Source organism: Umezawaea endophytica (assembly GCF_025061645.1).
Lineage (GTDB): Bacteria > Actinomycetota > Actinomycetes > Mycobacteriales > Pseudonocardiaceae > Umezawaea > Umezawaea endophytica.
Genome location: NZ_JANYMP010000005.1, coordinates 256,495 through 280,880 on the forward strand (window position 1 = coordinate 256,495; position 24,386 = coordinate 280,880).

3 protein-coding genes and 1 pseudogene are annotated in these 24,386 nt (G+C 73.9%); 1 reads left to right on the forward strand and 3 read right to left on the reverse strand.

What is annotated here, in order from left to right; genetic code table 11:
* Positions 1-2: 2 nt before the first annotated feature.
* The 3 genes and pseudogenes from NZH93_RS13450 to NZH93_RS13470 all read right to left on the reverse strand — a co-directional run bounded on the left by NZH93_RS13450 (position 3) and on the right by NZH93_RS13470 (position 23,842).
* Positions 3-12,188 carry a non-ribosomal peptide synthetase gene (locus NZH93_RS13450; RefSeq protein WP_276023327.1) on the reverse strand — a complete coding sequence of 4,062 codons (12,186 nt, stop codon included), beginning with the start codon at positions 12,186-12,188 and terminating at the stop codon, positions 3-5.
* Positions 12,189-12,492: 304 nt separating this feature from the next.
* Positions 12,493-21,899, reverse strand: a pseudogene (locus NZH93_RS51415) (amino acid adenylation domain-containing protein); the annotation flags it as partial.
* A complete protein-coding gene (locus NZH93_RS13470) occupies positions 21,896-23,842 on the reverse strand; it encodes an ABC transporter ATP-binding protein (protein ID WP_259623374.1) in 1,947 nt (648 codons plus the stop codon). The gene NZH93_RS13470 and the pseudogene NZH93_RS51415, both read right to left, overlap by 4 nt.
* Between NZH93_RS13470 and NZH93_RS13475 the strand changes: the two genes are divergently transcribed.
* On the forward strand, positions 23,841-24,032 hold the full coding sequence (locus NZH93_RS13475; RefSeq protein WP_259623375.1) for a hypothetical protein: 192 nt from the start codon (positions 23,841-23,843) through the stop codon (positions 24,030-24,032). The genes NZH93_RS13470 and NZH93_RS13475 overlap by 2 nt on opposite strands.
* Positions 24,033-24,386: the final 354 nt, after the last annotated feature.

Genomic DNA, 24,386 nt, shown 5'->3' on the forward strand with positions numbered 1-24,386 from the left:
GGTCATTCGCCGGCCAGTCCGGCCTCTAGTTGGTCCATCTGGTCAGCCGAGAGGGCGACGAGCGTGCCGTCCGGCTGCTCCGGCACCACGGCGGTCCCGCCCTCGGCGGGGATCTCCTGGACGATCACCGCCAGCCGTTCCGGCGTCTTCTCGTCGAACACCTGCCACGGGGTCAGCTCCAACCCCTTGCGGCGGGCGCGGGCCGACAACTGCATCGACGTGATCGAGTCGCCGCCGAGTTCGAAGAAGCTGTCGTCGGCGCCCACCCGGTCGAGGCCGAGCACGTCCGCGAACAGCTCGCACAGCGCCGCCTCCATGGCCGTGCGCGGGTCCCGCTTCGAGGTCATCCCGGCGAAGTCGGGTGCCTGCAACGCCCGGTGGTCGAGCTTGCCGTTCGGGGTGAGCGGCATCTGCTCCAGCGGGACGAACGCCGCGGGCATCATGTACTCCGGCAGCCGTTCGGCGGCCAGGTCGCGCAGCGCGGACGCCAGTGCGCCGCCCTCGGCCGGAGCGTCGGCCGACGGCACGACGTAGGCCACGAGCTGCTTGTCCCCCGGCCCGTCCCGGCGGACGCCGACCGCCACCTGGGCAGCCCACGGGTGCTCGGCGAGCACCGCCTCGATCTCGGCGGGCTCGACCCGGTACCCGCGCACCTTGACCTGCGCGTCGACCCGTCCGACGAAGACGAGCTGACCTTCACGGGTCCAGCGGAACCGGTCACCGGAGCGGTACATCCGCTCGCCGGGGGCGAACGGGCTGGCGACGAACCGCTCCGCCGTCAGGCCGGGGCGCCCGAGGTACCCGCGGGCGAGTCCGACGCCCGTGATGTACAGCTCGCCGGGCACCCCCGGCGGCACCGGTTGCAGGAAGGCGTCCAACACGTAGTGCCGCACGTTGTCGATCGGGCCGCCGAGCGGGACCACCTCGTGCCCCGGCGACAGCGGGAGGCTCATCGTCGAGCAGATGGTCGTCTCGGTCGGGCCGTAGGCGTTGATCATCCGACGGCCCGGCGACCAGCGGTCCACCAGCGCGGGTGGCAGCACCTCGCCGCCCGTCAGCACGGTCCGCAGGGTGTCCGGCAGGTCGTCCTCGACCGCCAGCACGCTCGGCGACACGGTCAGGTGGGTGATGCCCCACCTGCGCAGCGCGTCGCCCAGCGTCACCCTGGGCGGCATGCTCGCGGCGTCGGGCAGCACCAGGGTGCCGCCCGCGAACAGGGCCATGTACAGCTCGGAGACGATCGCGTCGAACCCGATCGCGGAGAGCTGGAGGACCCGCGAGGACGACGTCACGCCCATCCGCGCGATGTGCGCGCGAGCCAGGTTGCCGAGCCCGGAGTGGGTGACCACGACGCCCTTGGGCACACCGGTCGACCCCGACGTGTAGATCACGTAAGCCGCGTCGCGCGGCGCCACCGACGGCAGTTCCACCGTCGGATCGGCGTCCGGCAGCTCGTCGAGCACCAGCACCGTGCCGGTGAACCGCTCGGGCACGACCGCTCGGGTCGCCGCCGTGCACACCAGCACCTCCGGCTCCGAACTGGCCAGCATCAGCTCGATCCGCTCGGCCGGGTAGTCCGGGTCGACCGGCACGAACGTGCCACCGGCCACCGACACCCCGAGCAGGGTGACGGCCAGCTCGACCGACCGCCCCACCACCACCCCGACCCTGGTCTCCCGCCGCACGCCCAAGCCGACGAGCAGCCGCGCCAGCGCCTCCACCTCGTCCAGCAGCCCGCCGAACGACAGGGTCCGCGCCGCGTCCTCGACCGCGACCGCGTCCGGCGACTGCGCGACCTGCCTGCGCAGCAGCACCGGCACCGACTCCACCACGAGCGGCACGTCGGTCCGGTTCCACTCGTCCACGACCAGGCGGCGCTGCGCCGGACCGATCAGGCCGACCCGGCCGACCGGCGTCCGCGGCTCGGCCACCACCTGCTCCAGCGCGCGCAGGATCGCCGCGAGCATCTCCCCGGCCTCGGTCCGGTCGACCACGTCCGGCCGGTAGATGAACTCGCCGTGGACGGTGCCCGCCACGGACGCGCGCATGGACACCGGGTAGTGCCCGGTGTCGTTCGGGATCCCCGCCGGGCGCATGACGAGCGCGTCGGGGCCCTCGGTCATGGGCGGCGGGGGCGGGTAGTTCTCGAACACCACGATCGTGTCGAACGCCGCGCCGGGACCGGCGACCTGGTTGATCTCCGGCAGGCCGATGTGCTGGTGCGACATCAGCGCGATCTGCCGCCGCTGGAGGTCGGCCAGCATGTCGACGAACGGTTCGGCACCGGTCAGGCGAGCGCGGACCGGCAGCATGTTCATGAACAGGCCGACCGCGGACTCGACTCCGGGGATCTCGGGCGGGCGCCCGGCCACCGCGGCGCCGAAGACGACGTCCTCCCGCCCGGTCAGCCGGGCCAGGTGCAGTGCCCAGACCCCCTGGAAGAGCGTGTTCGCCGTCACGCCGTGGCGGCGGGTGAACTCCACCAGCCGCCTGCTCAGCTCGTCGTCGAGCTCGAACCCGACGCGCTCGGGTTCGAGCGGCGTGATGATCGAGTCCGGCGGCACGACGTGCGTCGCCTCCTCCAGCCCCGCGAGTTCGGCCCGCCACGCCTCCCTGGCGGCCGTCTTGTCCTGGCGGCCGATCCAGGCGAGGTAGTCGCGGTACGACGTCGCCGCGGGCAGCGTCCGGCCGTGACCACCGGCCTCGTACGCCGTCAGCACGTCGACGATGATGAGCGGCAGGGACCAGCCGTCGGCCGCGATGTGGTGCGACGTGAACGCCAGCAGGTGCCTGCGCTCGTCGACCCGCACCAGGTGCAGGCGCAGTTGCGGCGCCTTGGTCAGGTCGAACCGCTCGGCGTGCTCCTCCGCCGCGATGCGGTCGAACTCCGCCACCGCCTCGGCCTCCGGCAGGTGCGAGAGGTCGGTCTCCCGCCAGGTCGGCGCCGCCGCGCGGGTGATCGCCTGCACGGCCGTGCCGGACCCGAGCTGGTGGAAGCTCGCCCGCAGGGCGGGGTGCCGGTCGAGCAGGACCTGCCAGGACGCGCGGAAGCGCGCCACGTCCAGCGGACCGTCGAAGGCGAGCTTGCGCATCCCGGCGTAGACGTCCGGGCCGCGCTCGTCGGCGGCGTGGAACAGCAGGCCCTCCTGGAGCGGGGACAGCGGCCAGAGGTCGACCAGGCCCGGTACGGCGGCCTCGACCTCCTCGACGTCCCCCCGCGTGAGCGGGATGAGCGGGAAGTCCGACGGCGTGTACCCGCCCGCGCCCGCCTCGCCGACGTGCGCGGCGAGGCCGGTCAGCACGTCCAGCCACGCCGTCGCGAGCGACTCCGCCCCGGCTTCGTCGAGCACCCGTTCGGCCCACGTCAGGGTCAGGCTCAGCTCAGGCCCGTCGGCGGCGTCCAGCACGGCGACGTCGATCTCCACGAGGTGCCGCAACGCGGTGTCCTGCTCGGCCGCGCCGCCGATGGTCCCCAGCAACTGCCAGGGCCGCGCGTCCCCCTCGGACCGGGCCGAGAAGCGGCCAAGGTAGTTGAACCCGATCTCCGCCTTCGGCAGCGCCGCCAGCGCCTTCCCCGTCTCGGGGTTGAGGTGGCGCAGCACGCCGTAGCCGAGCCCGCCGTCGGGCACGGTCCGCACGTCCTCCTTGACGCCCATCAGCAGGCGGCCCGCGGCGGCGCCACCGGCGACCACCTCGGCCGTGTCGATCCCGCTCACGTCGAGCCGGAGCGGGTGGATGTCGGTGAACCAGCCGACCGTGCGCGACAGGTCCAGGTCGTCGAGGGGACGGCGGCCGTGCCCTTCGACGTCCACCACGACGGCCGTGCCGCCGCGCCAGCGGGCGACCGCGCCCGCCAGGGTCGCCAGCAGCACCTCGTGGACACCGCAGTGGAAGGCCGAGGTGGCCTTCTCGACGAGCACACCGGTCCGGTCGCGCGGCAGCGTCCAGGACCCGCGCCCGGCGGTGGCGACGGTGTCGCGCTCGGGGTCCAGCTCACCCAGCCGCGAGCGCGCCCCGTCGAGGACCTCCGTCCACGCCGCCAGTTCCGCGGTCCGGGCCGTCGCCTGGTCGACCAGCGTCCGCGCCCAGCGCCGGAACGGGACGTCCACCGGGTCGAGCGCCGGTTCCCGGCCCGCCGCCACGGCCTCGCACGCCACCTGGAGGTCCGGCAGCAGGATCCGCCACGACACGACGTCGACCAGGAGGTGGTGCGCCACCACCACGAGCCGTCCGACGCGGCCGGGTCCCGCGTCCACCCAGACCACCCGGATCATCACGCCCTCGGCGGGGTCGAGCCGGGCCGCCGCGTCGCGGGCGCAGCGGTCCGCGACCTCGTCCAGGTCATCGGCTCCCGCCTCGACCCGGTCGACCAGCTCCGCCGCGTCCACGGTTCCCCGGTCGGCCACGACCAGGCGGGGCTCCTCGCCCCCGGTCTCGACGATCCGGGCGCGCAGCAGGTCGTGCACGTCGACCACCGCGCCGAACCCGGCCGCCAGGACGTCCACCGCCAGGTCGTCGGGCGCGCCCGCGACCACCCACTGGGCCAGGGTCCCCCGCGTCATCGCGCGGGGATCGCGTTCGAGCAGCGCCCGCACGACCGGCGTCCACGGAACCTCGCCGACGCCGTCCGCGAGGTCGACCCGCGTCGGGCCGCCGCGCTCGGCGACCGCCGCGATCCCGGCGGGCGTCTTCTGCTCGAAGACCTGCTTGGCACCGAAGACGAAGTCCTCGCGGCGCGCGCGGGCGGCCAGCCGCATGGAGAGGATCGAGTCGCCGCCCAGCTCGAAGAAGCTGTCGTCGGCGCCGACCCGGTCCAGCCCGAGGATCTCGGCGAACAGGTCGCACAGCACCCGCTCGGTCTCGGTGCGCGGTTCACGTCCGGCGGGCCTCCCGGTGAACTCGGGGGCGGGCAGGGCCGCGCGGTCGATCTTCCCGTTGATGGTCAACGGGAAGACGGCCAGCACGACCACCACGGCGGGCACCATGAACTCCGGCAGCCGCGCCACGAGGTGCTCGCGGACGGCCTCGGGCCGCAGCCCCGGTTCCCCTTCCGCCGTCACGTACGCGATCAGCCGCTTCTCGCCGGGGCGGTCCTCCCGCGCCACGACGACCGCCTGCGCGACCTGCGGGACCCCGACCAGCGCGGCCTCGACCTCCCCCGGCTCGACCCGGTAGCCCCGGATCTTCACCTGGGAGTCGGCACGCCCGGCGAACAGCAGCTCGCCGTCGTCGGTCCAGCGCGCCAGGTCGCCAGTGCGGTACATCCGCTCGCCGGAGGCGAACGGGTTGGCCACGAACCGCTCGGAGGTCGGCGCACCGTCGCCGAGGTAGCCGTGCGCCAGACCGGCGCCCGCGATGTACAGCTCGCCGGTCACGTTCGGGGCCACCGGCTGGAGGAACGCGTCGAGCACGTACACCCGCCTGCCCGCCAGCGGCCTGCCGATCGGCAGGGTGTCGCCGGTCTCGGCCGACGGCTCGATGACGTGCCAGGTGGCGCAGAGGGTGATCTCGGTGGGGCCGTACAGCTCCCGGACCCGCACCTCCGGGCAGGCCCGGCGCAACCGCTCGACGGAGGCCAGCGGTACGGCGTCGCCGCCGGTCAGGATCTCGCGCAGCCCGCTGAAGGACTCCGGCGACTCCTCGGCGATCACCCGGAACGTCCCGGCCGTCAGGTGGACGGTGGTCACGCCGCCGTCGACCGCTTCCCGCAACCGCTGCGCGTCGACCGCACCCGGTGCCGCGACCACCACGCTCGCCCCGCTGACCAGCGGCACCCAGATCTCGACCAGCGACGCGTCGAAGGCGTGTGAGGCGTGCAGCAGCACGCGGTCGCCGGGGCCCTGCGACCAGCCGGGGTCGCCCGCCAGCGCCGCCACGCTGCCGTGCGGCACCGCGACGCCCTTCGGCACGCCGGTCGACCCGGACGTGTACATCACGTAGGCCACGTCGTGCGCCCCGACCGTGACGGCGGGCGCCTCGAACGACGGTCCCCCGACCACGACGACCGGCTCGACCCCGTCCGGCACCGCGCCGCGGGTCGCGTCCGCGCAGACCGCGACCGACGCGCCCGCGTCGGCCAGCATCCGCCCGATCCGCTCCGCGGGGTAGTCCACGTTCACCGGTACCTGCGCCGCCCCCGCCTTCCAGACGGCGAGCAGGGCGACGATCAGGTCCGCGCCGCGTTCCAGCACCACGCCGACGCGGTCACCGCGCCGCACGCCCACCGCGGCCAGGTGCCCGGCCAGCCGGTCCGACTCCCGGTCCAGGGCGGCGTAGGACAGGGCGCGGTCCCCGTCCACGACCGCCACCGCGTCCGGCGAGGCGGCGGCCCGCCGCCGGAACAGCTCCACCACCGACGGTCCGCCGTGCGCCTCGCCGGTCGAGTTCCAGTGCTCGACCACGGACGCGCGCGCCGGTCCGCTCGTCACGGCGAGGCGGCCGACCGGCAGCGAGGGCGCGGCCACCACCTGTTCCACGACGAGCACGACCTGCCTGGCGACCTCGGCGGCCATCTCCCGGTCGATCCGGTCGGGCCGGTACGACACGGTGATCCGCAGGCGGTCCCCGGGGCTGACGTTCATCGTCAGCGGGTAGCTGGTACCGGTGCGGGTGACGACCGAGCTGATCGCGACACCACCGTCGTCGCCGAGACCGGCGGCGGTGTGCGGGTAGTTCTCGATCATCACGATCGTGTCGAAGACCGAGCCCGTCCCCGCCGCCTTCTGGATCTCCGACAGCCCCACGTGCTGGTGCTCGGCGAGTTCGAGCTGACGCCCTTGCAGGTCCTGGAGCAGCTCCAGCACCGGTTGACCGCCGTCGAGCCGCACGCGGACGGGGACGGTGTTGATGAACATCCCGACCACCCGCTCGACGTCCGGCACGTCCGCCGGGCGCCCGGACACCACCGTGCCGAACACCACGTCGGTCCGGCCCGCCAACCGCGCCAGCACGAGCGCCCACGCGGCCTGGAGGATCGTGCTCAGCGTCAGGCCGTGGCCGCGGGCGAAGTCGGTGAGCGCCCGCGTCGCCTCCCTGGACAGCGGTTCGGAGTGGTTGTCCGGCATCACCATCGTCTTGCCCGCGTCGGCGTCCACCACGGTCGGCTCGTCCGACCCGGCGAGCGCGGACCGCCACGCCGAGCGCGTCGCCTCCCCGTCCTGGCGGCCCAGCCAGGCGAGGTAGTCCTTGTAGGACGGTGCCGTCGACGGGCCCCGCCCACCCGCGTAGGCGGTCGACACCTCACCCAGGATCAGCGGGGTCGACCAACCGTCCAGGACGACGTGGTGCGACGTCAGCACGAGCCGGTGCCGGTCCGCGCCGAGGCGGATCAGCAGCAGCCGGAGCAGCGGCGCCCTGGTGACGTCGAACCGCTCGGCTTGGTCGTCCGCGAGGAGCCGTTCGACTTCGGCGTCCGCCTCCGCCCCGTCGAGGTGCGCCAGGTCCTCCACCCGCCACGGGACGTGCGCCCCGCTCGCGACGACCTGCACCGTCCGGCCGGACCCGAGCTGGTGGAAGCTCGCCCGGAGGGAGTCGTGCCGGGCGACCACCCGGTCCCACGCCGCGTGCAGCCGCCGCGCGTCGAGCGGCCCGTCGAGGTCCAGGATCCGCTGGCTCTGGTACACGTCGACGCCGCCCTCGTCGAAGGCCCGCTCGAAGAGCATGCCTTCCTGGAGCGGGGACAGCGGCCAGACGTCGGCCAGTCCCGGCACGGCGGCCGTCAGCTCGGCCACGTCCCGGCCCGTCAGGTCGACGAGGTCGAAGTCGGACGGGGTGTGCCCGCCCGCGCCGGGGTCGTCGGCCAGGGCCGCGAGGCCGGTCAGCACCTCCAGCCAGGCCTCGCCGAGCCGTTCCACCGCGGCCGGGTCGACGTCCCTGCTGTCGATGACCAGCACCAGCCGTGGGCCGTCCTCGGTGTCCCTGACCTCCGCGCCGATCTCCACGGCGTGGGGCAGGACCGCGTCCGGGTCGCTGCCCACCGGCCCCCCGACCGCCTGCTGCCACGGGGTGTCGTCGACGGCGAGGCCCGCCCGGCCGAGGTAGTTGAAGCCGATCCGCGCGGACGGCAGCGCGGCCAGCCTGGCCCCGGTGTCGGGGTTCAGGTGGCGCAGCAGCCCGTAGCCGAGGCCGTCGCCGGGGACGGCGCGGACCTGTTCCTTCACGGTCTTCAACAGGTGTCCGGCCGCCGCGGTCCCGGCCGTGAGGTCGACGCCCGAGACGTCGAGGCGGACCGGGTGGACGCTGGTGAACCAGCCCACCGTGCGCAGCAGGTCCTCGCCGTCGGCGGCGTGGCGGCCGTGGCCCTCCACGTCGACCAGGACGCCCGCGTCGGCACCGCTCCCGCGCGCCAGCGCGCCCGCGAGGCCCGCCAGCAGGACTTCCTGGAGCCCGCAGTGGAACGCGCCCGGCAGGTGCGCCACCAGTCCGCGCGCGGCCGGTCCGGACAGGGTCGCGGACCACGAGTGCGACTGCCCGGCCCGCTGGTCGAACGAGGGGTTCGGACCGTCCAGGACGGCGACCCAGTGGTCGATCTCGGCGACCGCGCCCGCGCTGAACGCCTGCTCGGTCAGCCGCCGCGCCCACTGCCGGTACGACGTCGTCACGGGTTCGAGGACCGGGGTCCCGCCCGCGAGCACCTCGTCGTAGGCCGCCCGCAGGTCCGGCAGCAGGATCCCCCAGGAGACCGCGTCGACCGACAGGTGGTGCGCCACCAGCGCCAACCGGCCCCGCTCGTCGGGTCCGGCGTCGACCCACACGGCCCGCACCACGGTTCCCGCCGCCGGGTCGAGCCCGGCCGCCGCTGTCCTGACCTGCTGGTGGGCGAACTCGTCGAGGTCCGCCGTCCCGGCGGCCACCCGCGTGACCAGGCCCGCCGCGTCCACCGCTCCGCGCTCGGCCACGATCAGCCGCCCGTCGGGCTCCACCCGCGCCCGCAGCAGGTCGTGAGCGTCGAGCACCGCTCGCAGTGCCCGCACCAGCGCGTCCGGGTCCAGGTCCGCCGGGGTGACGACGACCCTCGCCTGCGCGAAGCCGGGGCGCACCGCCTCGTCACCGATGGCGCGCATCACCGGCGTCCACGGGATCTCGCCGACCCCGGTGTCCACTGTGGAGCGTCGAGCGGGCCGGGCCTGGTCGGCCAGCGCCGCCAGCCGTCCGGGGCTCCGGTGCTCGAACACCTGCCGCGGGGTCAGGGCGAGACCTTCACGGCGCGCGCGGGCGGCCACCTGCATCGAGGAGATCGAGTCCCCGCCCAGTTCGAAGAAGCTGTCGTCCGCCCCGACCCGGTCCAGGCCGAGGACTTCGGCGAACACGCCGCACAGGACGCGCTCGGCCTCGGTGGCGGGCTCCCGACCCACCGCCTTCGCCGCGAAGTCCGGTTCGGGCAGCGCCCGCCGGTCCACCTTCCCGTTGACCGTCAGCGGCAGCTCGTCCAGCACCAGCACCACCGACGGGACCATGAACTCCGGCAGCGCCTCGGCGAGCAGCTCGCGCAGCCGCGCCGGGTCGACGTGGTGGCCGGCTTCGGCGACCACGTAACCGATCAGGTGCTCGCCGCGCGGCGTCACCACGGCCTGGCCCACACCGGGGAGACCACCGAGGACCACCTCGACCTCGCCGGGCTCCACCCGGTACCCGCGGATCTTCACCTGGTCGTCGGCCCGCCCGGCGAACGCCAGCGCGCCCCCGTCCGTCCAGCGCGCCAGGTCGCCCGTGCGGTACATCCGCTCGCCGGGCGCGAAGGGGTCGGCGACGAACCGCTCCGCCGTCAACGCCGACCGGCCCAGGTAGCCCCGCGCCACACCGGCTCCGGCGACGTACAGCTCACCCGCCACACCGGCGGGCACCGGCCGCAGGAACGCGTCGAGGACGTAGGCGCGGCGCCCGGCGAGCGGACGCCCGATCGGCAGCACCGACCCCGTCGCGTCGCCGGGTTCGAGCAGCCACCAGGTCGCGCACAGCGTGGCCTCCGTCGGGCCGTAGAGGTGCCGCACCCGCACGTCCGGGCACGTCCGCCGCACCCGCTCCACGGCGGCCAGCGGCACCGCGTCACCACCGGTCAGCACCTCGCGCAGACCGGCGACGGACTCCGGCGACTCCTCGGCCAGCACCCGGAAGGCCCCGGCGGTCAGGTGGGCGGCCGTGACACCGGCCGCCACGTACCCGGCCAGCGCAGCGCCGTCGACCGCACCCGACCCGGCCAGCACCACCCGCGCGCCGAACAGCAGCGGCACCCACATCTCGAACAGCGAGATGTCGAACGCGTGCGAGGCGTGCATCAGCACGGCGTCGTCGGGGCCCACCCCCCAGCCCGGCTCGCCGACCAGCGCCGCGACGTTGCCGTGCGACACCGCGACGCCCTTCGGCGTCCCCGTCGAACCCGACGTGTACATCACGTAGGCCAGGTCGTCGGCCCGCGCGCCCACCGACAGGCGGGCGCACTCCGCCACCGCCCGCCGCGTCTCCTGGTCGTCGATGACGATCGGGTCGAGCCCGCCGTCCAGCACGGCGTCGCGCCACGCCTTCGCGCACACCACCGCCGCGGGCTCGGCGTCCGCCAGCATGAACTTCACCCGGTCCACCGGGTAGGCGGGGTCGACCGGCACGAACGCCGCGCCCGCCCGCCACACCGCGAGCAGCGTCGCGATCAGGTCGGGCGACCGGTCCATCACCACGGCCACCCGGTCACCCGGCCGAACGCCGTGACCGCTCAGGTGGCCCGCCAGCCGCTCGGCGTGCTCCGCCAGCTCCCCGTACGACATCGCCCGGTCGCCGTCGACCAGCGCCACCGCGTCGGGGCGCCGCTCCACCTGGCGGCCGAACAGGTCCGGGGCCAGCAGGCCCGGCGCCGCCGTGGGCGACGCGCCCCAGTCGTCCACCACCAGCGCGCGCTCGGCCGCGGTCGTCACCTCGACCTGGGCCACCGTGGTCCCGCCCGCGACCGTCAGCAGGCGCAGCACCTCGCCGAACCGCCCGAGGACACCGCGCGCGGTGTCCTCGTCGAAGTGGTCCGGCAGGTAGTCGAGCTTGAAGAGCATCGACTCGCGCGGGACGGCGACCAGCGTCAGCGGGTAGTGGGCGGCCACCCGGCCCTGGTTGATCCGGATGCCGAAGGGCCGCGCGGAGCCCGGTTCGCCCGGCCCGTGGTGGAAGCCCTCGAAGACGATCAGCGTGTCGAAGACGGCGCCGGGGCCGACCTCCTGCTGGATGTCCGCCAACCCCACGTACTGGTCGGGGATGAGCGCCGACTGCCGCTTCTGCAACTCCGTGAGCAGGTCGAGGACCGGCGTCGAGCCGTGCAGCGGGACGCGCACGGGGACGGTGTTGAGGAACAGCCCGACCATGCCCTCCACGCCGGGCAGGTCCGGCGGGCGGGCCGAGACCACGGCCCCGAACACCACGTCGGTCCGGCGGGCGAGCTGCGCCAGCACCAGCGCCCACGCGCCCTGCACCACCGTGTTCAGCGTCAGCCCGTGGCCGCGGGCCAGCTCGTTCAGCGATCGGGTGAGGTCCTCCGGCAGCTCGACCTCGACGCTCTCCGGCACCGACGCCGCCCGCCCCGGATCGGCGGGCGCGACCAGCGTCGGCTCGTCGACACCGCGCAGCTCCGCCGCCCACGTCGACAGCGACCTCGCCTTGTCCTGCCGGTCCAGCCACGCGAGGTAGTCCCGGTACGACGTCACCTCCGGCAGGCCGCCACCGCCCGCGTACAGCTTCGACAGCTCGTCGACCATGAGGGGCAGCGACCAGCCGTCCACGATCGTGTGGTGGCAGGTCAGCACCAGGCGGTGCGCGTCGTCGCCGAGGCGGATCAGGGTCAGCCGCAGCAGCGGTGCCTGGGCGAGGTCGAACCGGGTCGTCCGGTCCTCCTCGGCCAGCTCGCGCACGGCGTCATCGGGGTCGTCCAGGTGGGAGAGGTCGACGACCCGCCACGGCAGCCGCACCTGCCTGGGGATGATCTGCACCGTCTCGCCGGACCTGCGCTGCCGGAAGCAGGCCCGGAGCGGGGCGTGCCGGGCCAGCAGCGCCTCCCACGCCGCGCGCAGCCCGTCCGCGTCCACCGGCCCGTCCAGGTCCAGGATCCAGTGGCCGACGTAGACGTCGTGCCCCTCGCCGTCGTACACCGCGTGGAAGAGCAACCCCGCTTGCAGTGGCGACAGCGGCCAGATATCCTCGATCCGCGACTGAGCCATCAATATCTCCCTTTGATCAGCGAAGGGCTAGAAGTTCGTCGTCAGACTCAGCCTTGAATTCCTCGGTCTCATCCCGGACCGAGTCGAAGCGGCCGAAGTCGATCACGGTATGTCCCCCGCGGAAGAATCTTCCGCCGACGGGCCTGCCCGAACAACATGTCCAATACCCCGACCGCACGCACACCGCGGGACCCTCTTGTCGGGTCCGTGACGAATACCGAATTCGGTGGACGTCGTCCTCGAATTCAGGTATTCGTCACGAACCGCGACCGTGAACCACGAAATCATTCGGTGACCGAGCGGATCACCCGGCGTCGAACTCGTCCTCGAATTCGTCGATCTCGTCCTGGCCGAGGTCGAGCAGGGCGACACCGGTCGCCGCGGACTCCCCCGCGGCGGCACCGTTCGCCCCCCGTTCGACGACCAGCGCGATCCCCGCGGGCGTCCGGTGCTCGAACACCTCCCGCGCGCCGAAGGCGATGCCGTCGCGGTGGGCCCGCGCCGCCAGTTGCATCGACAGCAGCGAGTCGCCACCCAGTTGGAAGAAGCTGTCGTCCGCGCCGACCCGCTCCAGGCCGAGCACCTCGGCGAACAGCGCGCACAACGCCTGCTCGACCTCCGTGACGGGCTCCCGGCCCGACACGAGCCCCCCGAAGTCGGGGTCCGGCAGCGCCGCCCGGTCGATCTTCCCGTTCGGCGTCACCGGCAGGGCGTGCAGCACCACCACCGCCGCGGGCACCAGGTACTCCGGCAGCACCGCCGCGACCTGCTCGCGCAGCCGGGCCGGATCGAGGTCGGCGTCGGACACCGCGTAGCCGATCAGCCGTCCGTCGCGGACCACCACCACCGCCTGGTCGACGCCCGGCAGACCGGCCAGCACCGCCTCCAGCTCACCCGGCTCCACCCGGAAGCCGCGGACCTTGACCTGGCTGTCGGCCCGCCCGACGAACACCAGCTCACCGGCACCGGTCCAGTGCACGACGTCCCCGGTGCGGTACATCCGCTCACCCCGGACGAACGGGTCGGCGACGAACCGCTCCGACGTCAGGGGCGGACGACCCAGGTAGCCGTGGGAGATCCCGGCGCCCGCCAGGTACAGCTCCCCCGGCACGCCCGGCGGCAGCGGGCGCAGGAAGTCGTCCAGCACGTACAGCCGCCGCTCGGCCAGCGGCCCGCCGATCGGCAGGACCGGCCCCACGTGCTCGCCGGGCTCGATCATCGACCACGCCACGCACACCGTGTTCTCCGTCGGGCCGTAGATCTGCCCGACGCGCAGCCTCGGGCACGCCCGCCGCACCCGCTCCACCACCTCGGGCGTCACGACGTCGCCGCCCGTCCACACCTCGCGCAGCCCCGCGAACGACTCCGGCGACTCCTGCGCCAGCGCCCGGAACTGCCCCGCCATGAACATCGCCGAGGTGACACCGCCCGCCACGTGCGCGGCGAGCCGTTCCGCGTCGACCACGCCCGGCTCGGCGATCACCAGCCGCGCACCCGACACCAGCGACACCCACACGTCGTACACCGACGCGTCGAAGGTGTGCGGGGCGTGCACCAGCACCGTGTCGCCGGGTCCGAGGCCCCAGCCCGGATCGCCCACCAGCACCGCGGCGGCCCCGTGCGGGACCAGCACGCCCTTCGGCGTCCCGGTCGACCCGGACGTGTACATCACGTACGCCAGGTCGTCGGCCCCGATCGGGACCCGTGGAGCCACGCCCTCGACCGCCTCGTCGAGGACGATCCGCTCCCGGTCCTCGGGCACGACGTCCGAGGTCACGGCCGAGCACACGACCGCCGCGACCGCGGAGTCGGCCAGCATGAACGCCACCCGGTCCGCCGGGTAGTCCGGCGAGACCGGCACGAACGCCGCCCCCGCCCGCCACACCCCGAGCCAGGCCACCAGCACCTCGACCGAGCGCTCCAGCACCACCCCGACGCGGTCGCCGCGCCGCACGCCCCGAGCGGCCAGCGCTCCCGCGAGCCTGCCCGCCCACTCGTCCAGCTCCGCGTACGACCAGACCCGGTCACCGGCGACCACGGCCGTCGCGTCGGGCCTCGCCTCCACCTGGCGGCGGAACAGGTCCAACGGGGACGCGGCCGCTTCGCCGGTCCCGCTCCGCCGGTCGACCACCGGACCGCGTTCGACGTCGCCGAAGACGTCCAGGCGGCCCACCGCCACGCGCGGATCCGCGATCATCCCCTCCAGCACGCGGACGAGCCCGCGGTGGACCTCCCGCGCGAGGACGGGGTCGACCACGTCCGCCTGGTACTGGAGGTCGGTCCCGAGCCTCTCGCCCGGCATGACCACCAGGCTGATCGCGTACGGCGTCGCCTGGTGGTACTCCCTCAGGGTCAGGCCGAGCCCGCCGGTGGCGGCCGATCCCGGCGCCGGGTCGGCGTAGTTCTCGAACGCGACGACCGTGTCGAAGTTCGCCCCGCCGAGCTTCTGGATCTCCGGCAGCCCCAGGTGGTGGTGCGAGATCAGCGCGGACTGCCGCTCCTGCACCTCCGCCAGCACGTCGAGGATCGGCGTCGAGCCGTCCAGCCGCACCCGCACGGGCACGGTGCCGATGAACAGCCCCACGGTCTGCTCCGCGCCGGGCAGTTCCGCCGGACGGCCCGAGACGACCGCGCCGAACACCACGTCACGGCGGCGCGCCAGCCGGGCCAGCACCACCGCCCACGCCCCCTGCACCAGCGTGTTCAGCGTCAACCCGTGGCGGCGGGCGAAGTCGACCAGCGCGGAGGTGAACTCCGGCGAGTGGTGGACCAGCTCCCGCGCGGGCAGCCCCGCGGCCGTCGTCTGCCGTTCGGGCAGGCCGAGCGCCGACCCGTCGGCGCCCGCCAGCTCCGCGCGCCAGGCGGCGCGCGCGGCCTCCTTGTCCTGCCGGTCCAGCCAGGCCAGGTACGCCCCGTAGGAGCCCGCGGGCCGCAGCCCGGAGGCGACGCCACCGGCCGCGTAGACCCGGAGGAGGTCGGCCTCGATGATCGCCCGCGACCACCCGTCCATGACCAGGTGGTGGCCCGTCGTCACCAGGCAGTGCCGCTCCGGGCCGAGCCGGACCAGCGCCAGCCGCAGCAGCGGGGGCCTCGCCAGGTCGAACCTCCTGGCGCGCTCCCCCTCCGCGATCGAGCCGACCTCGGCGAGCGCCTCCGCCTCGGTCAGGTGGGACAGGTCGAACTCGGCCCACGGGAGCTTGGCCTCGCGGAAGACGAGCTGGACCGGCGCGCCGGACTTCCGCCGGTGGAAGCACGCGCGGAGCGCCGCGTGCCGGTCGAGGACGATCTCCCACGACGCCCGGAACCGCTCCGCGTCCAGGGGCCCGTCGACGAACTGCGTCTGCTGGATGACCTGGACGTCGGGAGCGTCGTCGTCCAACGAGGCGTGGTAGAGCATCCCCTCCTGCATCGGTGACAGCGGCCAGACTTCCGCGAGCGCCGACGCGGAGGGCGTGGTCGAAGAATTCACGATAACTACCCCTCGCTGAGTTCCACTGCAATCGCCTCGAAGCCCTCGATCTCATCCTGGTCCAGGTCGAGGAGGGAGAAATCGGACGCGGTGTGCCCGCCCGCGGCGGGATCGTCAGCCTGACGGGCCAGTCCGGACAGCACGTCCACCAATTCCCGGACCAGCTTTTCGACCTCGGCCTCGTCGAACAGGTCTCCCGACCATTCCACCATGAGCGTCATTTCCGGACCATCAAACAAATCCTGGACGATCGCGTTCACGTCCAGTCCGTGCGGCAGACGCGTCGTCGAATCCATCGAGCCGCCGATGTCCCCGATCTGCTGCCACGCCCGCGCGCCATTCCGGTCGGCGGCGGGGAACCGGCCCATGTAGTTGAACCCGATCCGCGGGGAAGGCAATTCCGCCAGCACCGGCCAGGTCGCGCCGTTGAGGTAGCGCAGCAGCCCGTAGCCGAGCCCGTCGCCGGGCACCGCCCGCGACTGCTCCTTGACCACCTTCAGCAGCGTCCCGGCCTCCTGGCCGCCCGCCAGCACACCGGCCAGGTCGATCCCGGCCACGTCCAGCCGCACCGGGTGCGTGCTGGTGAACCAGCCCACCGTCCTGGACAGGTCCATCCCGTCGACGGGGTGGCGGCCGTGGCCCTCGACGTCGACCAGCACCGCGTCCCCACCGCGCCACCGGGCCACCGCTCCCGCCAGCCCGGCCAGCAGGACCTCGTGCACCCCGCAGTGGAACACCGCCGGAGCCCGCCCGACCAGCACCGCCGTCTCGGCTCCCGGCACCACCCACGACCGCGACCGCACGCCACCACCGGCGGCCCGCTCCGGCCGCTCCCCCCGGCCGACGACCGCCTTCCACGCCTCCAGCTCCCCGACCCGCTCGGCGGAGACCGCCCACTCGGCCAGCAGGCCCGCCCAGCGCCGGAACGACACCCCCACCGGGTCCAGCACCGGGTCCCGTCCCGCGACGACCGCCTCGCACGCCACCCGCAGGTCCGCCAGCACGATCCGCCAGGACACTCCATCGACCACCAGGTGGTGCGCCGCCACGACCAGCCGCCCCACCCGGTCCGGCCCGGCGTCGACCCACACCGCCCGCACCACCACGCCGGTCGCCGGGTCCAGCCCGCTCACGGCGTCGCGCGCCGCGACGGCCGCGGCCTGGTCCACCGAGCCGCCGTCGAGCCCCACGCGCGTCACCAACCCGGCCGCGTCGACCGAACCGCGCTCACCCACCACCAGGCGCAGGCCGCTCTCACCGCCGATGGCCCGCGCGCGCAGCACGTCGTGCGTGTCCACCACCGCCGCCAACCCGGCGACGAGTGCCTTCTCCGTCAGGTCCGGGGGCGCGCCCACCACCATCCACTGCGCGAAGCCCGGCGCCGCGACACCCTCACCGAACATCCGCATCACCGGCGTCAGCGCGACGTCACCCACGCCGTCGGCCACGGCGGGGTGATCACGGTGCGGCGCCGGCGTCGCCACCGCCAACTGCGCGAGCCGCTCGGGGGTCCGGTGCTCGAACACCTGCCGCGGCGTCAGCGAGAGCCCGTCGCGCCGGACGCGGGCGGCCACCTGCATCGACGAGATCGAGTCCCCGCCCAGCTCGAAGAAGCTGTCCTCCACCCCGACCCGGTCGAGACCGAGCACCTCGGCGAACACGCCGCACAGGATCCGCTCGGCCTCGGTGGCGGGCTCCCGGCCCGCCGACTTCGAGGAGAAGTCCGGTTCGGGCAGCGCGGCCCGGTCGATCTTCCCGTGCGGCGTGAGCGGCAGGACGTCCAGCGCCATCACCGCCGCGGGCACCATGTAGAGCGGCAGCTTCGCCGCGAGGTCGTCCCGCAGCGCCCGCGGGTCGACGTCACCCGGCGACACGTACGCGACCAGTCGGCCCTCGCGGACGGTGACCGTGGCCTGGGTGACCCGCGGGTGGCTCGCCAGCGCGAACTCGACCTCGCGGGGTTCGACCCGGAAGCCGCGGATCTTGACCTGGTCGTCGGCGCGCCCGGCGGACACCAGCTCGCCCCGGTCGGTCCGGTACGCCAGGTCGCCCGTCCGGTACATCCGCTCACCGGGGACGAACGGGTCGGCGACGAACCGCTCCGCCGTCAGCGCCGACCGGCCGAGGTAGCCGCGGGCCACCCCGATGCCCGCCAGGTACAGCTCACCGGTGATCCCCTGCGGCAGCGGGCGCAGGAACGAGTCCAGCAGGTAGCCGCGGACCCCCGCGACCGGCTTCCCGAACGGGATCACCTCGCCGAACGGCTCCAGCGGCATGCTCATGGTCGCGCAGATCGTGGTCTCGGTCGGCCCGTAGGCGTTGATCATCCGGCGGGTGGCCGACAGGCGGTCCACCAGTGCGGGCGGGCAGAGTTCCCCCGCCGCCACCACCGTCTGCACCCGGTCGGGCAGCACGTCGACCGTGGCGAGCACCGACGGCGGGGCCTTGACGTGCGTGACGTCCCACCGCTCCAGGGTCTCGGACAGCGTCGCCTGCGGCGGCAGGTCCTGGTCCGGCGGCATCACCAGCGTCGCCCCGGACAGCAGGGCCATCATCACCTCGGACACGATGGTGTCGAAGCCGAGCGCCGCGAACTGGAGGACCCGCGAGGTCGGCGACACGCCGAACCGGTCGATGTGCGCCAGCGCCAGGTTGCCCAGGCCCGAGTAGGTGACGACGACCCCCTTCGGGGTTCCCGTCGACCCCGACGTGTAGATCACGTACGCCGCGTCGCGCGAGCCCAGGCGCGGCAGTTCCGCGCCCCGGTCCTCCGGCAGGTCGACCTCGTCGATCACGACCAGCCGGTCGGCGAACTCCGCGGGCACGGCGTCCCGCGTCCCGCTCCCGCACACGACCAGCATCGGGTCCGCGCTGCCGAAGATCCACTTCACCCGCTCGGCCGGGTACGCCGGGTCCACCGGCACGAACACACCGCCCGCCAGCGACACCCCCAGCACCCCGATCAGCCACCACGCGGACCGGCCCACCACCAGGCCGACGGGGCTCTCCCGCTCGACCCCGCGAGCGCGCACCAGTGCCGCGAACCTCACGGCCCGGTCCCACAGCTCCCCGTACGTCAGCTCACCGCCGCCGTCCACGACCGCCACGTCGTCCGGCCGCTCCGCCGCCACCCGCCCGATCAGCACGGGCAGCGGCTCGCCCGACAGCAGCGCGGGCTCACCGAGGCTCACCGAGGCGCTACCCACGCCGGTCCGCCCGACCAGGCGGGCCGGATCGGCGGTCACCGCGTCGAGGGCGGAGACGAACCAGTCCAGGACCGAGTCGGCGACGGCCCGGTCGACCTGCGCGCACCAGTAGGAGAGCTGGATCCTGAACCGCTCGCCGGGGATCACGCCGATGGTCAGCGGGTAGTGCGTCCCCTCGGTCGTGCCCAGGTAGGCGAACCGGTCGGCGAAGTCCCGCGGGTAGTTCTCGAACACCAGCAGCGTGTCGAACACCGCGCCCGGACCGGCCGCCTTCTGCACCTCCCGCAGCCCCAGGTGCTGGTGCGGCATCAGCGCCACCTGCCTGCGCTGGAGGTCGGTGAGCAGGTCGAGGACCGACTGCTCGCCGTCCAGCGGCACCCGGACCGGCACCGTGTTCATCATCAGCCCCGGCATCGACTCCACGCCCCGCAGCTCCGCGGGCCGGAGGGCGACCGTGGTGCCGAACACCACGTCGTTCCGCCGCACGAGCCGCGCCAGCACCAGCGCCCACGCGCCCTGCACCACCGTGTTCAGCGTCAGCCCGTGCTCGCGGGCGAAGTCGACCAGCCTGGCGCGCAGCTCCGGCGACAGGTGGGTGACGCGGTAGTCGTAGTCCGTCCCGGAGTCCGCCTTCGCGATCAGGGCGGGCCCGTCGATGCCAGACAGCTCCGCCCGCCAGGCCGCGCGGGCCGCGTCCTGGTCCTGCCTGCCGAGCCAGGCCAGGTAGTCGCGGTAGGAGGCTCCGGTGCGGTCCGGGAACCGCCCACCGGCCGCGTACGCCTCGGACACCTCGTTGAGGATCACCGCCACCGACCAGCCGTCGGTCAGGATGTGGTGGTTGACGACCAGCAGGCGGTGCCGGTCCTCGGCGAGCCGGACCAGCACCAGCCGGAACAGCGGCGCACGGGCGAGGTCGAACCGCTCCCGCTGCTCCGCCGCGGCCACGGCCTCGACGGCCGCCTCGACGTCGGCGGCGCCCGTCAGGTCCACCTCGCGCCACGGCAGGGCGACGTGCCCCGCGACGGCCTGCACGGTCTTGCCCGACGCGAGCCGGTGGAAGCTCAGCCGGAGTTCGGCGTGCCGCGCGAAGGCGGCCTCCCACACGGCCCGCAGCCGGGCCACGTCCAGCGGTCCGGTCAGTTCCACGATCCACTGCGTCTGGTAGATGTCGGGGCCCTGGTCGTCGAGGGTCGACTGGAAGAGCAGCCCCGCCTGGAGCGGCGCCAGCGGCCAGACCTCCAGCGCTCCGGGGACGGCCGCCGCCAGCTCCGCCTCGTCCTCCGCGCTGAGCGCGACCAGCGGGCCGTCGACCGGCTCGTCGACCGGGACGGCGCGCGCCACGGCCGCCAACCGCGCGGGGGTCTTCTCCCCGAAGACCTGGGAGGGCGTCACCAGCAGCCCCGCCTTGGCCGCGCGGGCGGCGAGGCGCACCGCGAAGATCGAGTCGCCGCCCAGCTCGAAGAAGCCGTCGTCGACACCGGCTCGTGCCACGCCGAGCACCTCGGCGAACAGACCGCACAGGACGCGCTCCGCGTCGGTGGCGGGTTCGCGGTCCTCGGCGTCCGCGACGAAGCCGGGCACGGGCAGCGCGGCCCGGTCCACCTTGCCGTTGCCGGTCAGCGGCAGCGCGGCCACCGCGAGCACGACCGCCGGGACCAGGTACTCCGGCAGCACCGCAGCGAGGCGCTCCCGGAGCCGGTCGGGTTCCGCGTCGGTCACCACGTAGGCGACCAGGCGCCCGTCGACCGCCAGCACCACGGCCTCGTGGACGTCCGGCTGGGTGGTCAGCGCGGCCTCGACCTCGCCGGGCTCGATCCGGAACCCGCGGATCTTCACCTGGTCGTCGGCACGGCCGGCGAACAGCAGCTCGCCGCCCGAGGTCCACCGGGCGAGGTCCCCGGTCCGGTACATCCTCCGGCCGGGCGCGAACGGGTCCGCCACGAACCGCTCCGCGGTCGGCCACGCCCGGTCCAGGTAGCCGTCCGCCAGGCCTGCGCCGGAGAGGTAGAGGTCACCGACGACACCGGGCGCCACCGGCCGCAGCGCCGCGTCGAGCACGTGGGCCCGGCGGCCCGCGAGCGGGCGGCCGATCGGCAGCACCGGGCCCGGCGCGTCACCGGGTTCGAGCAGGTGCCAGGTCGCGCACAGCGTCGTCTCCGTCGGGCCGTACAGGTGCCGGATCCGCACACGGGGGCAGGCTTCGCGCACCCGCGCGACCGCGTGCACGGGCACCAGGTCCCCACCGGTCAGCACCTCGTGCAGCCCGGCGAACGACTCCGGCGACTCCTCCGCCACCGCGCGGAAGTTCCCGGCGGTCAGGTGCGCCCGCGTCACCCCCGCCGCGACCGCTTCCCGCAGGCGCCGGGCGTCCACCGGACCCGGCTCGGCGATCACCACGCGGGCGCCCGACACCAGCGGCACCCAGATCTCGAACAGGGACGCGTCGAAGGCGTACGGCGCGTGCATGAGGACCGCGTCACCGGGTTCGACCGCCCAGCCCGGATCACCCACGAGTTCCGCGACGCTGCGATGCGGGACCGCCACGCCCTTCGGGGTGCCCGTCGAACCGGACGTGTACATCACGTACGCCAGGTCCCCCGGCCGTGCCGTGACCGCCGAAGCCGCGCGCTCACCGTCGTCCGTGACGACGATCGCCTCGACCCCCTCCGGTACCCGGTCGCGCGTCGCGACCGAGCACACCATCCGGGACGCCCCCGAGTCCTCCGCCATGAACGCCACCCGCCGCGCCGGGTAGGCCGCGTCCACCGGCACGTACGCCGCACCGGCCCGCCACACGGCGAGCAGCGCCACCAGCAGGTCCGCCGAGCGGTCCAGCACGACCGCGACGCGGTCCCCTCGACCGACGCCCCCGCTGGTCAGCCGCTCGGCCAAGCGGCGGGCGAGCTCGTCGAGCTCCCGGTACGTCAGGACCCGGTCCCCGTCGACCACGGCCACCGCGCCGGGGGTCAGGTCCACCCGCCTGGCGAACAGGTCGGGCACCGTCGGCGTGGTCTGCGCTGCGGAATTCATCGTCACCCTCCACGAATCACGTAGTCCACCGGCTCGGGCTCGTCGAACTCGACCTCGATCTCCGGCTTGGCCGCGTTGCTCGCCGGGTCGGAGAACTGCGTGTGGTACAGCTCCGCGTAGAGACCGCCCTTGGCCAGCAGCTCGTCGTGCGTCCCGCGTTCCCGGACGCCGCCGCCGTCGATGACGAGGATCTGGTCGGCCTCGCGGATCGTGGACAGCCGGTGGGCGATCACCAGCGAGGTGCGGCTGCGCAGGGCGGTCTTGAGCGCCCGCTGGACGGCGGCCTCCGACTCGGAGTCCAGGTGGGCGGTGGCCTCGTCGAGCACGACGACCGTCGGCTCCTTCAGCAGCAACCGGGCGATGGCCAGCCGCTGCTTCTCCCCTCCCGACATCCGGTAGCCCCGGTCGCCGGTGACGGTGTCCAACCCGCGCGGGAGTGAGTCGATCAGGTCCCAGATCTGGGCGCCCCTGCACGCCTCGACCAGCTCCTCCTCCGTGGCGGTGGGGCGGGCGTAGAGGAGGTTCTCCCGGATCGTGTCGTGGAAGAGGTAGGCGTCCTGGCTGACCACCCCCACCGCCTCGCGCAGCGAGTCGAAGGTGAGGTCCCGCAGGTCGTGCCCGCCGACGCGCACGCTCCCGGAGTTCGGGTCGTACAGCCGCGAGACCAGGTGGGTGATGGTGCTCTTCCCCGCGCCGGACGGGCCGACGAGGGCGGTGAGGGTGCCCGCCCGCACGTGGAAGCTGGTGCCGCGCAGGACGTCCGCCGTCACCTCACCGCTCTCCCGCTTGGACCGCAGGTGCTCCAGCGACGCCAGCGAGACCTCGTCGGCGGTGGGGTAGCGGAACGACACGTCGTCGAACTCGATGTCCGGCGCCACGTTCTTCGCGAGCCCGACGGCGTCAGGGCTCTCCCGGATCAGCGGCTTCAGGTCGAGCAGCTCGAAGATCCGGGAGAAGCTCACCACGACGGTCTGCGCGGTCTCCTGCAACCCGGAGAGCTGGGTGATCGGCCCGAACAGCCGCTGGAGCAGGGTGGCGATGGCGACGAGCGTCCCGAGCTGGAACGCGCCCTGGATCACCAGCCCGCCGCCGATCCCGTAGACGAGCGCCGTGGCGAGCGAGGCCATCAGCGCCATCATGGCGAAGCCGAGCCGGGCCCAGATGGAGATGCTCACGCCGATCCTGCGGATCAGCCCGGCGCGGTCCCGGTAGTCGGCCATCTCCTCGTTCGGGCGGCCGAAGATCTTGGAGAGCATCGCCCCCTGCACGTTGAACCGCTCCTGGAGGAGGCCGCCGAGTCCGGCGTTCGCCTCCATCAGCCCGCCGGTGCGCCGCTGGATCAGCCGCCCCACGTAGACCCAGGGCCCGATGAACAGCGGGATCAGGATCACGGTGACGATGGCGACGAGCCACGACAGGTAGATCAGCTCGGCCAGCACCAGCAGGACCGTGACCGCGCTGGTGGCCGCCATCAGCAGGTGCCCGAAGCTCTGCTGCGCCATGATCAGTTCCGTGTGCACCCGGCCGACCAGCACCCCGGTCTGGGTCCGGGTGAAGAAGGCGATCGGGAGCTGCCGGACGTGGTCGATCGCCTGGAGCCGGAGGTCGTAGGTGACCCCCTCCCCGATCTTCGCGGAGATGTAGGCCGAGACCATCGACAGCAGCGCGGCCAGCACGGCGAGCCCGGCGGTGAAGCCCGCCATCAGGACGACGAAACCGAGGTCGTTCTTGAGGATGCCGTCGTCGATGAGTTCCTTCATCAGCAACGGGGTCGCGATGACGACGGCCGCTTCGAGCGCGGCGATGAGGACGAACAGGGCCACCTTGCCGATGTGCGGGCGGAAGTAGGCGAGCACTCTGCGCGTCGTCCCGGGGCGGACCTTGGTCGACCAGGGGTCGGGGTCGTCATCGCTCTTGGGCGGCGCCCCGAAGCGCAACACTACGTCCATGCGGGCATCCCTCTCACACGCGAAGTCGGCGATCTCAATCGTGCTGAACGGAGTCGATGTCCACGAGTGGGTCCAGGCGAACATCCCGGCCCGCGACGCACAGGGCGGGCTCAGGTGGTGCGGCGTCCTCGTCGAGGAGTTCGGTGAACACCTCACCGCTGCCACGAATCTTCCGAGGCAGGTCGGATAGTGGGTGATCTCGACGGCCTCAGGCAAGTGTCGACCGCTTTGTCGGCGGCGGAAGGCGATCGGGAAACCGCGGCCAAGGGGACATGGTCGCGCAAAGCGGTCATTTTCCTTGTACCGCAACGATTCCGCCGAACCGCGGGAATTCCCCTCCTGGTCGGTCGACGGCGAAACCCCCGCACGGCGGGAAATCCGCCCCGGTCGCCCCACGACCGCGGGTGGCGCGTCCGCCGCTCGACGGGGTGGACGGCACCAGCCGGTCCCGCGCGGACGCGTTCTCCCGTCCGCGCGGAACGATCCGGGCACACGGCCCTTTCGTGCCGCCGCCAGTCACCGCACCTCCGCCCTGGCGGTTCCC